The organism is Solibacillus faecavium (genome assembly GCF_014836905.1).
GTDB lineage: Bacteria > Bacillota > Bacilli > Bacillales_A > Planococcaceae > Solibacillus > Solibacillus faecavium.
Window position 1 is genome coordinate 72,492 of the sequence record NZ_JACSPZ010000011.1, and the last position, 13,822, is coordinate 86,313.

17 protein-coding genes are annotated in these 13,822 nt (G+C 36.8%); 11 read left to right on the forward strand and 6 right to left on the reverse strand.

The window, feature by feature from the left end; genetic code table 11:
• The first annotated feature begins 83 nt into the window (after nt 1–83).
• Nucleotides 84–878, forward strand: a complete 795-nt coding sequence (locus H9635_RS17260; RefSeq protein WP_191701546.1) for an alpha/beta fold hydrolase — start codon at nt 84–86, stop codon at nt 876–878.
• A gap of 238 nt (nt 879–1,116) precedes the next feature.
• On the opposite strand, the gene H9635_RS17265 is transcribed toward H9635_RS17260, so the two are convergent.
• The 4 genes from H9635_RS17265 to H9635_RS17280 all read right to left on the reverse strand — a co-directional run bounded on the left by H9635_RS17265 (nt 1,117) and on the right by H9635_RS17280 (nt 3,317).
• Nucleotides 1,117–2,253: a zinc-dependent alcohol dehydrogenase gene (locus H9635_RS17265; protein ID WP_191701547.1), complete on the reverse strand. Its 1,137-nt coding sequence runs from the start codon at nt 2,251–2,253 to the stop codon at nt 1,117–1,119.
• 21 nt (nt 2,254–2,274) lie between these two features.
• Nucleotides 2,275–2,637, reverse strand: a complete 363-nt coding sequence (locus tag H9635_RS17270) for a spore coat protein (RefSeq protein ID WP_191701548.1) — start codon at nt 2,635–2,637, stop codon at nt 2,275–2,277.
• A 12-nt stretch (nt 2,638–2,649) separates the two neighbouring features.
• Nucleotides 2,650–2,859 (reverse strand): spore coat protein, encoded by a 210-nt coding sequence (locus H9635_RS17275; protein ID WP_191701549.1) that lies wholly within the window; start codon nt 2,857–2,859, stop codon nt 2,650–2,652.
• 275 nt (nt 2,860–3,134) lie between these two features.
• Complete coding sequence (locus tag H9635_RS17280) at nt 3,135–3,317, reverse strand: histidinol-phosphatase (protein WP_191701550.1); 183 nt, start codon at nt 3,315–3,317, stop codon at nt 3,135–3,137.
• Nucleotides 3,318–3,637: 320 nt separating this feature from the next.
• On the opposite strand from H9635_RS17280, the gene H9635_RS17285 reads away from it, so the two are divergent.
• The 9 genes from H9635_RS17285 (at nt 3,638) to H9635_RS17325 (ending at nt 10,765) form a co-directional block, all read left to right on the forward strand.
• Nucleotides 3,638–3,811, forward strand: coding sequence for a hypothetical protein (locus H9635_RS17285; protein WP_191701551.1), 174 nt, complete (start codon nt 3,638–3,640; stop codon nt 3,809–3,811).
• A 321-nt stretch (nt 3,812–4,132) separates the two neighbouring features.
• A complete protein-coding gene (locus H9635_RS17290; protein WP_191701552.1) occupies nt 4,133–4,870 on the forward strand; it encodes a YwqG family protein in 738 nt (245 codons plus the stop codon).
• 72 nt (nt 4,871–4,942) lie between these two features.
• Nucleotides 4,943–5,617 (forward strand): hypothetical protein, encoded by a 675-nt coding sequence (locus H9635_RS17295; protein ID WP_191701553.1) that lies wholly within the window; start codon nt 4,943–4,945, stop codon nt 5,615–5,617.
• An 18-nt stretch (nt 5,618–5,635) separates the two neighbouring features.
• Entirely contained in the window at nt 5,636–6,925 is a 1,290-nt protein-coding gene (locus H9635_RS17300; protein WP_191701554.1) for a DUF1963 domain-containing protein, read from the forward strand.
• Nucleotides 6,926–6,973: 48 nt separating this feature from the next.
• Nucleotides 6,974–7,681 (forward strand): DUF4274 domain-containing protein, encoded by a 708-nt coding sequence (locus H9635_RS17305; RefSeq protein WP_191701555.1) that lies wholly within the window; start codon nt 6,974–6,976, stop codon nt 7,679–7,681.
• 328 nt (nt 7,682–8,009) lie between these two features.
• Nucleotides 8,010–8,423, forward strand: coding sequence for a molecular chaperone (locus tag H9635_RS17310; RefSeq protein WP_191701556.1), 414 nt, complete (start codon nt 8,010–8,012; stop codon nt 8,421–8,423).
• 264 nt (nt 8,424–8,687) lie between these two features.
• Entirely contained in the window at nt 8,688–8,972 is a 285-nt protein-coding gene (locus H9635_RS17315) for a DUF3219 family protein (protein WP_191701557.1), read from the forward strand.
• 6 nt (nt 8,973–8,978) lie between these two features.
• Complete coding sequence (locus tag H9635_RS17320; RefSeq protein WP_191701558.1) at nt 8,979–9,992, forward strand: LLM class flavin-dependent oxidoreductase; 1,014 nt, start codon at nt 8,979–8,981, stop codon at nt 9,990–9,992.
• A gap of 476 nt (nt 9,993–10,468) precedes the next feature.
• Nucleotides 10,469–10,765 carry a hypothetical protein gene (locus H9635_RS17325; protein WP_191701559.1) on the forward strand — a complete coding sequence of 99 codons (297 nt, stop codon included), beginning with the start codon at nt 10,469–10,471 and terminating at the stop codon, nt 10,763–10,765.
• 436 nt (nt 10,766–11,201) lie between these two features.
• Here the strand turns inward: H9635_RS17325 and H9635_RS17330 are convergent, their stop codons facing one another.
• Nucleotides 11,202–11,468 carry a hypothetical protein gene (locus H9635_RS17330; RefSeq protein WP_191701560.1) on the reverse strand — a complete coding sequence of 89 codons (267 nt, stop codon included), beginning with the start codon at nt 11,466–11,468 and terminating at the stop codon, nt 11,202–11,204.
• A 252-nt stretch (nt 11,469–11,720) separates the two neighbouring features.
• On the opposite strand from H9635_RS17330, the gene H9635_RS17335 reads away from it, so the two are divergent.
• Entirely contained in the window at nt 11,721–13,370 is a 1,650-nt protein-coding gene (locus tag H9635_RS17335) for a catalase (RefSeq protein ID WP_191701561.1), read from the forward strand.
• Nucleotides 13,371–13,579: 209 nt separating this feature from the next.
• Here the strand turns inward: H9635_RS17335 and H9635_RS17340 are convergent, their stop codons facing one another.
• On the reverse strand, nt 13,580–13,819 hold the full coding sequence (locus H9635_RS17340) for a hypothetical protein (protein WP_191701562.1): 240 nt from the start codon (nt 13,817–13,819) through the stop codon (nt 13,580–13,582).
• Between the last annotated feature and the right edge of the window lie 3 nt (nt 13,820–13,822).

Here is a 13,822-nt window from a genome sequence, read left to right on the forward strand (position 1 = left end):
TTATTTTTCAAAGAATAATATTTTCTTGAATGGAAAATATATAGCTTACTGACAACGAAGAAATATACTAATAGGAGTCCTATATGCTACATTACACAAAACTGTTTTCATGTCATCAAAAGGAATGGCTCGTGCTGCTACATGGTCTAGGTGGCAATAGCACCCTTTTTTATAAACAAGCAGATTATTTATCGCAGCATTATAATTTATTATTAATTGATTTACCGGGTCATGGCGATTCGAATGGGTTAGATGTAAATTACTATGTCGCAGCAGATGTAGTGCCGAAAATTACAGAGGTGCTCGAGAAGTTAAAGATTAAACACGCACACTTTTTAACATTTTCACTTGGGACAATTATCGGCAATGAGCTTATGTACCGTGCGAAGCAGTACATTAAAACGATGACGCTAGCTGGTCCGGTGCTCAAGTTTAATAGATGGTCGTCACTGTTAATTCAGAGCGCATGGATATTCCGCCATTTCGCACCATATATGCTCTTTTACAAAACATTTGCATACTTAATTATGCCGAAAAAATCGCATGCTAAATCACGTTTTTATTTTGTGCAGGAGGCAACGAAGTTAGGACGAAAAGAGTTTGTAAAGTGGACGTATTTATTGAAAAATGCGAGGAAGCCCTATGAGCAGCTTAAGCAAAGTGACTGTACAATTCCGAAGTTTTATCTAATCGGTAGGGAAGATCATTTATTTTTAGATGAAGCTAAGCGAGCAGTAGAGAATAATTCATACGCATCATTACAAATCCTTGATGACTGCGGGCATGTATGCGTTATTGAAAAAAGCGCGGAGTCAAATGAAGCAATCCACCATTTTATCGAGTCCAATCAGGTGTTTGCAAAAGTTAGTTCACTGTGAGACTTCTCAACACTTTCATAATAACAACTTTAAAGCCACCTACACTTTTATAGTAGGTGGCTTTAAACACTTGTAATGAACATTTAGAGGAATTCTTAAGGTATCACTTTTTTAAATATAAAATGAAACTAGATAAGTACTCGTTTACTCTAAAATGATTGTTTTTTGATCAATAGTAGTTTAAATATGGTGCTCTTTTTATACTTATAAATATTTTTTCGGCTTTCTTCTATATCGATTACGGTTTCAAAACCACTTTAATACAATCATCTTGTTTTGTGTCGAATATTTCATAACCATGTTTTGCTTTTTCAAGAGGGAGGACATGTGTAATAATATCGCCCGCATTTACTTTACCCTCAGCGATTAAGTTATAGACATGAGGCATGAGATGAACAACTGGGGCTTGTCCGGTACGAATCGCTACATTGCGTTGGAAGATATCTCCGAGTGGGAAAGCATTGTATCGACCACCATAAACACCGGTAATTTGAATTGTACCTCCTTTACGTACGGCTTGGCTGGCTAAGACAATCGCTCCCATAGCACCACTTTGCAGTTTTACGCCACTTGCAAGGAATTCTAGAGGCGTCATTTTTCCACTCATCCCGACACAATCAATGACAACATCTGCGCCGCCCTTTGTAATCTCTTTCAAATATTCACCACAATTTTCATGGTCTTCGAAATTAACGATTTCCACCTTGTTTGTCTTCTTTGCGTGTTTGAGACGATATCCAATGTAGTCAACTGCGATTACTCTTTCTGCACCTTTCAACCAAGCAAATTTTTGCGCCAATAGTCCAACAGGTCCGCAGCCAAGAATAACAACCGTATCTCCCTTTTTTACACCGGCATTTTCTACACTCCAAAAAGCAGTTGAGGCAGCATCGGCAAGGAGAACTAAACTTTCATCGGGAACTTCGGATTTTTCAGGGATTTTGAAGGGGAGAAAATTACCATAGGGAACACGCATATACTCTGCCTGACCTCCCGGAAATCCGCCTGCTGTGTCTGAATATCCGAAGTAGGCGCCCATTTCACCATTGTCATTGGCATTATCGCATTGACTTTCCAACTCGTGATTACAATACCAGCAGTTCCCGCAAGCGACATTAAAAGGAATGACAACCCGGTCACCTTTTTTCACCTTCGTTACATCCTTGCCAACTTCTTCTACAATTCCCATTGGTTCATGGCCAATGACATAATCTTGCCCTATATTTGGGATCATACCATGCATCAGATGCAAATCAGATCCGCAAATAGCTGTTGTTGTTAGGCGAATTATAATATCATCGGATTTTTTTATTTTAGGATCTTTTACTTCTTTAACCTCAACATTTTTTATACCTTGGAAAGTAACAGCTTTCATTAAAAAATCCCTCTTTTCCGTTTACTTTTTTGGTGGGGTAGGGAACATTCCTTTGCGATTCATGCTCTTAGGGAATAGATCCAACTGTGCAATACTAATCGCATTCTCTGCAGATTTAATATCCAATTCTTTTTGACCTTCAAGATCATAGGGCTTAAGCCATTCTTTCTTCAACATTAGCTCAGAAATCTCAAAGTATATATCAATCATGACTTCTAGCTGCGTTCTCATGATTTTTTGGAGAGTTGGGGAAGCTGTTTCTGTTAAGGCGATTGAAAGATTTCGAATTCCCGTTTTTGTTGTAAGTAAAAATTCAAGGGCAATTCCCGAATCAGTTAGTTCGGGCATTCCGATTGAATTTAAAGGATCTAAATAGTCTTCCATAACATAGTCCTCCTAATATTCTAATTCCGATTTAGCGTAGAGCTTAACCATAGCGGTAAGTGCGGGGGTAGTTAATTTTACGTTTTTGTCTAATAAAGCTCTTAAATCATCATCAAAGACTACACCTTGACTCAGCTTCGATTTAAGTAAACTAGTTGTCATAAAGTTAATGACTTCATGAAATTCCATTGTTTCATGAAGTGCTAATTTTTTCTCAAACATTGTCATCCCACCTCCAGAGTTTATTTGAAAAAGTTTGCCCTGGAGCGAGTCTATTTATTCAAATTCACCTTTTAGGTTGGATTAAACAGCTGTTTTTATTAATTGAATAACTAAAAAGACGAACTGAAGCACATACTTCTTTTGTGCTTCAAATTCGTCTCTTTATTTACGTTTGATAAAAACAAATGATTAAGACTTATGCATTAAACCACATCTGTATTAGTCATCGTTAAGGTTGTCCGGAGTGGAAAGCAACTTTTAGCCTCATAGTAATATTACTTATTATTGTTTTTCTTGATAAATTTAACGTTGTTGTTATTGTTGTTATTACGGTTAATTTGATTATGATCATTTAAATTATCAAAGTTGAAATCTTCACCGAATTCAAATGCATTATTATTGTTCTTATTGTTATTATTATTGCGTTGACGTTCACGTTTGAAGTTATTATTTTCCAATGCTGCTCACCTCCTTACGCATAATTAGAATGGCTTAAACAGCTATAGAAAATACTCAATAATCAGTTGGAAATTTTCCCTTAAGTTTAATTTTTTGAGTGCATCATTACAGGAATTATTTACCATCGCAGCGCATGAAAAAGTACAATTTGTCATACATAAAGAGCTGAATAAAAGTTGTGCCGTTGTTCAAGCTACTGGACTTTAAAGAAAAATTTATCCATAAATTTGAAGATACTTATGAGTAGTTGTATTAAATTCTTATACTCTACATTCAGAGCATACTAGGTAATAAAAATTTGCTTAGAGAGGTAAGTTGAGTGAGTGATTTAGAAAAGTATGAAAAGTTAAGAGCTTATATTGAACAACAGATAGCTGATATACAAGGAAATCTTGAATCGATAGGAATGGCAGAAAAATTAGCTAAACAAATGCAACTTCATTTTTTATTTCAGATAAAGGATAAAATGAATCAGCTAGATGAAGAAGATTGATTAATTTGGAAGGAAAATAACTCCTGAAAAGTTCTGCTCAACAAGCCACTCTATTTTCGGGCAGAGTGGCTATTTTTATAAATTTTACTTGTAATAACCCGCCTATTTATCCATAACTTAATCGAGAGTGTGATGGTACCAAATTGCTGAATGATATCTTTTAATATCCTATTGATCAATCAAAAGATTGCAATATTATTTGTAAGAATATTACAATCTATTACAAAGAGGATTGGCAACAATGGTAATAAGCAATACTAATCTTATTACTTTGAATCAATCCGACTATAAAAATAAATTAGAATTGGAGGCTATTCATTGATGAAATACGAAATTCCTAAACTTTTGAAAGAACATGAAAACTTGATTAAAGGTACTTTTAGGTATAGTAATGAGATAAGTTTTAAGCGTGAAGAAACAAAACCTTATGAAAGTAAATTAGGGGGATGTCCCTATTTGGAAAATAATTTAGATTATCCGATAGGTGAAAATGGAAAACCTATGTTGTTTTTAGCACAAATTAATCTGGCCGACCTTGAAAATTTAGTTGAATTACCAGAAAAGGGATTACTGCAATTTTTTGTTACAAATGATGACTTGTACGGTTTGGAAGACCCCATTTTCGTAAGATATATTGAAAGTTATATAGAAAATGAAGAACTTTTAGTGAAGGAACATCCTTATGGAAATGAAGAATATATCATGAATCTCCCTTTTTCACATAGTGGTAAAATGTATTTTAAATCAAGGGAAATGCCTATGTCTTCCTCATTAGATTTATTTCAAGAGACTTTTATGGATAAGTTATCAGAAGAAGAATATGAGAAATTGAGCGAAGATTGCTATAGTAGCGATAGCAGAATTGGCGGTTATCCATATTTTGTTCAGAATGACTATATTGGTTTTGATGATGACGATTTTCTTTTATTGCAACTGGATATCGATGACGAATGCGGTATTATGTTTGGGGATTCTGGCAACTGTGTTTTCTCTATTCCAAAAGACGCTTTGAAAAATAGGGATTTTTCAAAAGTCGTGTATGATTGGCAAAGTTGCTAGTGAGATACCAAATTCGTCTAAAGCTTATAAAAAAGCCGCCACTAATAAGCGAAAGAGAGGTTTAAAGTTTATATGGATAAACAATCTTATGCAAGATATTTACTTCAATTGATGGATGATGATATGAATTCCGGAGAAGCAGATATCGATGAAGCACGATTCTATGGTTACTTTCAAATGTTTATGCCAGATGGAAAAGGTGTAGAGGCTACTTTTGAACCTCTTGAAGCTGGACATGTTTATTTGGAGAGGATATTACAAATCTATGAAATGCTAAATCCTATGGATTATAGTGGGCCAACAGTGTCAGGATATTTTATTAGTAAAGATAGTAATGTACCCAATGATATACTCGTAGATTATGGCAGGCAGTTTATTCAAGGCTTAAAGGATTTATTGCTGGGATCTTCCGGGAAGTTTGATACGAAAGATTCTACTGAGTACCTAGATGGAATCGAAGAGGTTAAAATTGTACCTCCCGGATCGATAGATGGAATTCGTCAGCAATATGATCCTGAAATATATGAGGCGATTTTTGATATAATCAGCGAACAGATTGAATACGATGAACCGATTGAAGTTTTGGACGAAGCATATTACTCGATTGCTTGTGATTACTGGATTTCATATTATCTTCAGTGGCCCCGTTATAGATTAAATGGTGACCCGTTCGCAGCTTATTTTGAACTGTACAGACATGGATACGCAGCAGTCTTCTCAGAAAATAAACTATATATTGGTTTATAATTTTGGAGGTGAATAGAAATGACGGAACGAATACCATGCAGGATGGAAGGATGCAGCGCAACTATTCTACCGAGTACAGCAGCCAAAACAAACGGTATCTGCATGCCTTGCCACCAGGAGCAGGAACGAAAAAAACGGGTAGCTTATATTGAGAAAAACCGAAAAACGGTGAATCTCTATGAGGGATTAGCAGATCAAGTGGACATTCTCAAGGTCATGCATGCACCGAGAAAGTATGATCCGCTAATTCAATACGCTCCCTTTCCAATAAGAAAGGAGAAGCTTTACGTTTCTTTATCAAACCAAGATGCGCAACGTATGCTGAATTATGCAATAGAATTACTTGCTGTTAACAAGGAAAGTGAAGCACAGGATATTCTATTAGCTTTGGTGTGCTACCGAAATGAGAATATATCAATTGCTTTACCAGAGCTTATACAGCGCGGCTTGTTTCAGGATCCGATTCTTTTTAAAGATGCACCACAAGACATTCGAAATCAGCTTATAGAGCGGGTGTTATGGGATGAGGACAACCGAAATCATCTTCTCCTTGCACTTGGTTGGATTGGTGATGCTAAGGTCATAAACCAGTACCAGGAATGGCAAATGCATCAACCAAAATGGGCGGAACAGTTATATGTAACACCTGAAACTTACGCTGTTGATGGAGGATGGGAGCTTACTCCAAATGGGGAAAGGCGCAACCTAGTACATCAAATATGTTTTGGCATCAGGCAAGCTGACCATCAGGATGATGTTGTAATTGAAGAAAATCATGCCCGTTTTCTTGAGACGAGCGATTCAACATGCCCATGGTGCAATAGGAAGTTAACGAAGTTGATGGTCGCTGCTACTTCTCATCCGGCTTTGCAATATCTCGACCTGCAAATGGAGAACCTACAGGTGATAACCTGTGAATTATGTGGGAGCTTTAGCGTGATATATATGGAATTGGACAAAGATGGCTTACCTGTCTGGAGCCGTTTTAATCAGGAACCCGTTTATCTCCCAGATTTAGATGACGTAAACAGCAGTACTGAACCCTCACCTAAACTAGTTCTATCAAAAGAGCCACAATCACCGTATTATGCTGCTGTTTGGACTATGTCACAATTGGATTCTCAGATTGGCGGGCACCCAAGCTGGGTCCAGGATCCTGAGTATCCAGTTTGTCCTTGTTGCGAACGAAGAATGCAGTTTTTAGGGCAAATCGATTATGCTGATTTTGATGAATATGCTGAAGGCATCTATTATATGTTTATTTGTTCTAAAGACCTGATTACAGCAACGATATATCAGCAAAGCTGAATGGCATTCATGTTTAATATAGTACCGTTTCAAAGGAGTGGGTTACGCTTGAATTGGAAGGAAGTTAGCAAGACAGATGATCTTTCACTTGTAAAGAAGGCTGTAACGGAACTGGATGTGAATGAACGGGACGAGCGGGGGAGAACACCGCTGATGCTTTTTTTGACCAATCGAATGCCAGTTGAGGCGATAGAAATATTGATCGAACAGGGAGCAGATCTTGAGGTACATGATAAACTTGGTGATACTGCACTAAAAAAAGCTGTAAAGTTCAAGCAAATTGAAGCCCTGTTAAAGCTCATCGAAGCTGGGGCCAAACTGGACTCCCCTTTCGGCATATTGGCTACAGCTTGGAATGCAGCTCGTATAGATAAAAAGATTGCGGACCTTCTGCTCGAAACCAAAGGAGCCGTTCGCCTTTCTCTGACACTAGAAGAGCAAAGGGTTGTTGATCGGGTTTTATATGAGGAGTCTCAGAAAAAGATGTGTGAAAAGATTGAAAGAATAAATTCGGCGGAAATCCTACATGCCATTGTGAACGAATATAACTGGGATGATGGCCCGGAACCGATGTTGTCGGTTTTTCAAAATCCGGTCACTCAAAAAATTACACTTCTTGACATGTATGAATTGTTAGATGGAGATTATTGGCTGGATAAGGGTAATTCGAGTGATCCGCTTAGCACGGAAGAGGAAAGACACTTTAATCAACTTGCGGTTGCCCTAAATGAAAGATTGGAGCGGACCAGCAGCTAAAAAAGCCCGCTTTGAAAACGGGAGGCTACTTCATGCTTTTTACTATGCCCCCATTTTCCTTAAGTCAAAAAATAATTCTACGGACAAAAGAGTAAACAATTGATTTGTGCTACTCTTTTTTGTTTTATATATCCTGTCTGTTTAGATAAGGGGGGCTTTATTAGCTATTGCTTAGCAATTGGGAAATGCCAATCGTATGAGCTAAAGATTTGGCTGGAATGGTAAGACTTAAATTACAAAAACAAATAGGTTGAAAAACTTTACTCCCGCGTATTAGTAATTGAGAAAACAGGGTATATGTTAGATGTGATACATAGGAGGAGTAAAGATGAAACTTGAGTTTTTAAAAATTGAAAATATCGTGGAAACAGAGAAAAACAAAATCATTTACATTCCAGCTGGGGGCATCCAGTTTGGATTTAAAAATAAGATTATTTCTTTAAAAGATCCGTTACGAATTGTTATGACACATGGAGGGAGCTTCCTCAATGTTGTTCGCTACATTGATTTCGTAGTTTACGATGACCTATCAATCTATACGACAGGTGAGATTAAGCGAGAGAGCTTATTTGGGATAGTAGCGAATGACGAAGTAATATTAGCCATTCATAAAGCGCTGGAAAAAAGCAGCAAGGATGTTCCGTTTTACAGGTCATTGGATTTTAAAGAAATGTATAACCGTGATTTTGAAGAAGGTTACGATCAGAGTGTTAATTTTGAGGTAATGGATATGGAAATTTAAATACTGAACATTTTGTGGTTGAAGCCATAGAAATGGAAATCGAAAATTTTTTAAAAAACCGTAGCGAGTACAGGCGCTATGGTTTTTTGAATATAGTGACACGTAAACAATGCTTATTGTAATTGAAATGAGTGCACCAATTAATATTCTGATGGACACTTGTAATTTTTGCAGTTCGGGAAATGGGAGAGGGGGATATTGCGTCATTTTCCTACTCTTGTTTTATAATGGAATTTATAGTTTTTAGATAAGGAAGTGATTTTATTGGTCAGTAAAATAATTTTAGATGACAGAGTAATTCAATTGAATAGCTATGAAGAAGAAAAAGTAAATGGGCGCTATAAAGTCTCGGTCATTTTTGATGTGACAAGTGAAGATTATCATGACGTTGCGACTTTACTTTACAACGGAACATTTGACGTTAAAATTCCTGAGAAAGAATTAATGTTTAGAGGAAGGATTTATAACTACTCCACTTCTATAACAAATTTATATGAAGAAAATCAGGTAGGGCAGTATACATTGACTTTAGTGGAAAAAAAGGACTGAAATGTAATGAAATTAAGCATATTAGATCAATCTCCTATCTCTTCAAATCAAACACCTCAGGATGCACTAAACTGGTCAATGAAATTAGCACAGGCTGGGGAGACATTTGGATATACAAGATACTGGATTGCCGAACATCATGATTTATCTGGTCTAGCATGTCCTGCACCTGAAGTGATGTTAAGCTACATTGGCGCTCACACGAATCGAATTCGTATAGGCTCTGGCGCGGTTTTATTGCCTCATTATCGACCATATAAAGTAGCTGAGACCTTTAATATGCTGGCGACATTATTTCCAGATCGTATTGATTTAGGAATTGGACGAGCACCAGGTGGATCTTCTGAAGCGATGACTGCTTTATCTGGTAACTTTATTAAAAATGTGGGGAACTTTCCTGCCTTAGTAAGAGACTTACTTCATTTTATAAACGACGATTTCCCAACGGATAACGAATATTCAAAGTTATCGGCTTCTCCCATACCTGAAAATCCGCCCGTAACTTGGCTCCTAGGAACAGGTAAAAAAAGTGCGTTACTAGCAGCGGAGCATGGTTTGCCATATACTTTTGGTTATTTTATGAGCGATCAGGATGGTGCTGCTATCATTAAGGAATATATTGATACTTTTAAACCAAGAAAAGAAGGGCAAACGCCGCAAGTCATCGTGACTGTGAATGTTATTTGTGGAGAAACAACAGAAAAAGCCGAAGATGTTGCAGCAAGCTATCTCATCTGGTCTTTACAAATGGACAAAGGGGAGGTGCATCAAGGAGTGCCTTCTATAAGTGAAGCTAAGCAATATAAGCTAACGGAAAAAGATCTAGAAACGTTGGAAAAAGTGAAACAGAACATCATTATTGGCAACCCTCATGAAGTGAAACAGAAGTTACTTAAGTTAAAGGCAAAATACGAAGCAGACGAATTGATGATTAATACCATCACATACTTACCGGAAGATCGAATTCGCTCCTATGAACTCATTGCAAAAGAAGTGTTTCAGAAGAAGGACAATACTTAGGGGATTTAATAGTAAATTATCAACAATCGGGCGCATTCTTGAAGAGGAATGGCGTCCTTTTTTAACTATAGGGCAATCTAATGTTGACTTAGAAACTTGAAAAAACAACTACTGCTTTCCCCATTTTGCAAACTTCCTTAAATAGAGAATACCTAAAGTCATAAATAATGTACCATTTACTTTATACATAAGCGTTTTAGAAGTTTCATCATGTACTGTAATACTAAGAAGTAAAGAGCCCCATATAATGACCAGAAGTCCTATGATTGAATTAATTATTTTCATACTTCCACATCCTAAACCAATTTTTTACATTAGCTATTACTTCGATATATTAGTTACTATTTCCTTTAATTAGATCAGAACGACATTAAGTGTATATACCTTTATTTTACATATAAGGATAAATTATTGATGGAATTAATATATAATTAATAGAATAAGAGTGAAAATTAAAGGTTAAAGGAGAGATTCAAATGGAAACAAAAATCAGTTTAGCAATCGTTTTAGCCAGTATCATAATTGGTGGCTCTTTACTTTATAGCGCAACTAATATATCCAATAGTATAAATGATGTAAGGAATGATATAACAAGTTCGAATATTCAATTGGCTAACTCAATAAGTGGAAATGGCATAATAGAGAATTACGAGTTAGTAGTGATCGATGGATGGTTATATTTATATAATTCAGTGAGTGGTCAAATCTGGAAAAAGGCAGATAATGATAATCCCGAAGTGACATGGCAAGTTGTGGAGCATTTTAGTCAATAGAGTATATGGAGGTGTTTAAATTTGAAGAAAATAATTTTCATATTTAGTTTCATTTTTTAAACTGCTTGTTCAGATGAAACGCATTCTATTTACGGAGAAATCTCTTCAATTGAAGAAGATAGTATCAATGTTGGCTGTTCGGATTTAGTTAATAGTAAAGATGACATAGGTTATTCTTGTGCTATTAAAATAACCGAGGAAACGATTATTAAGACTCAAGCTGGTGATGTATTAACACTTGATGAATTAAATATAAATAATATCGTTTCAGTATATTTTGAAGAGCCAATATCACTAAGGGCCGATACTGAAAGACCAACATTTGAAGCTAAAGAGATAACGGTGATCAAAAATTAGAAATAAAAGGTGTGAGATTTTTGCTATTAAAAAAGAGTTATTGGGGAATCTAAATGCCTCTATAACTCTCAATTCATATTCAGTAAGAAGTTTTATTTGTAATAATTGGAAATAGAAGTAACAGGCAAAGTAGATTGGCTACACCGAATTGGAAATAAGCAAACCCTTCAAAGCCATAGAAATAAATATACCCCACAGAAATCATAATAATTCCGCCAGCTAATAAAACTAATGTAGGGATAACTGTAACTAATTTAGGGAAGCTTTTCTTTCTTAGATAAATGGAAAGTATTATAAATATAACACCTGCTAATATACCCAACAAAAAGGGACTCCAAAAAAGCATACATATACACCTCCTACATATCATTTTACCATATTCCCTTGCGTTAAAGACGAAATATTGAACCTTTTAACGAGAATTGATACATCAGTTAGATTTTTATGCGAACCCACCTTGTCGGGTTTATCAAGCTAAATAAACCGAGATAAATTAAAAACAAGAGGGAGATTGAATATAAACAGATAAATTCGGGTATAAAGCATAAAGATAGGTTTAATATTTTTATAAGTAATGTATTTTAGAGGAGGTTTTATTGTGGCAGAGAACAAAGACAAACATGTTGCAAAAAAAGAAGATGGGGAACGTGAAATTCTAACTACTCGTCAAGGACACCCTGTAAGGGACAACCAGAATATCCGCACAGTGGGTAACCGTGGACCAGCGACTTTAGAAAATTACCATTTCATTGAAAAAATTTCACATTTCGACCGTGAAGAGGTTCCTGAACGTGTAGTACATGCACGTGGTTCAGGTGCTTTCGGTTATTTTGAAACTTACGGCAAGGTTGGAGATGAGCCGGTAGAAAAATATACCCGCGCAAAAGTCTTTTCTGGTGCCGGTAAACAAACGCCACTTATGGTGCGTTTTTCTACAGTAGCAGGTGCAAAGGATTCACCTGAGACTGCACGCGATCCACGCGGCTTTGCGGTGAAAATGTATACGGAAGATGGCAACTGGGATCTTGTAGGTAATAATTTAAAGATTTTCTTTATTCGTGATGCGATGAAGTTCCCTGATATGATTCATGCTTTTAAAGCAGATCCAGTTTCCAACGTACCGAATCCACAGCGTATGTTTGACTTTGTTTCACGTACACCGGAAGCGACGCATATGATTACGTTCCTATTTTCTCCTTGGGGTATTCCAGCGACTTATCGTCATATGCAAGGTTCAGGTGTCAACACATATAAATGGGTTAATGAAAAAGGTGAAGCTGTACTTGTGAAGTATCACTGGGAACCAAAACAAGGTATCCGCAATTTGACACAAGAAGAAGCAAACTCTATTCAGGCTACAAATGTTGGACATGCTACACAGGACTTATATGAATCAATTGAACGTGGAGAGTATCCAGAGTGGGAACTGTTCGTCCAAATTATGGAGGACGATTATCATCCGGAACTTGATTTTGATCCACTTGATGACACGAAACTATGGCCAGAAGATAAGTTCCCTTGGTTGCCTGTAGGTCGTATGGTGCTTAACCGCAATCCTGAAGATTTCCATGGAGAAATCGAGCAGGCTGCATTCGGAACTGGTGTTCTAGTAGACGGTATGGACTTTTCGGACGATAAAATGCTGCAAGGACGTACATTCTCTTACTCAGATACACAGCGTTACCGTGTAGGCTCAAACTATTTAAAATTGCAAGTCAACGCACCAAAGGCACCGGTTCGTACAAATCAGCAGCGTGGTCAAATGGATACTCGTGATCCTAAAGAATCCGGTGAAAACCCACATATTAATTATGAGCCGTCAATGATTGGTGGCTACCGTGATGCAGGGGATAAAGCACACCCACCACATCAGCCATCTTATAATGCGGCATTAATGAGTGAGCCTATTGATCGCCCGAATAACTATGGTCAAGCAGGTGAAACATACCGCAGTTTTGAAGACTGGGAACGTGATGAGCTTATTAATAACTTATCGGATGCTCTGGCAATCTGTGATAAGCGCATTCAAGAAGCGATGTTTGATCACTTTACACAGGCGGATGAAGATTATGGCCGCCGTGTGAAGGAAGAGACTCAAAAGAAAATGAAAGAAATCGAAAAGGTGGCTCAGGAAGGTAAATTACCAGGCCGAGAGTCAGGGTTTTCTAAATATGGACAAGGTACGACTGCTGCGAATGAAGCAACAAAAGATGCAGTGAAGAAAAGCCATGAGGCAGACCCGTATTAATGATTAAATCCAATTAGTTAAAACTAAAAGACTTAAGTTTGGTATTCAACCAAGCTTAAGTCTTTTAACTTAACTGCGATTTGTAGTGGCGATGTAGTTACACTTATTGGTGGAAACATGACTGTATTTATAATGGAGAGATAGTTATAAGACTATCAACGGAATATGTTCATGATAAAGCGTAACCCCTAAAAATAGGGAGCCCCCTGTTAAAGTACTTTTAAATTAACGTACATTGCTAAAAGGAAACCTACAAGTGCGCCAATAACCCCTAAAATAATCATTGCTAATCCTTCTTGTTTCTGCTCTTGATAATCACGTCGTAATACTATCCCTATACAAATAGGGAAAAACATAAATAATGGTGGCATTAAAGTAATAAATAATAACGCCACTGAGATCCAACCAATTGAGCTTAATATAGAACCACCGTTTTTTTTCTCCTCCATAGC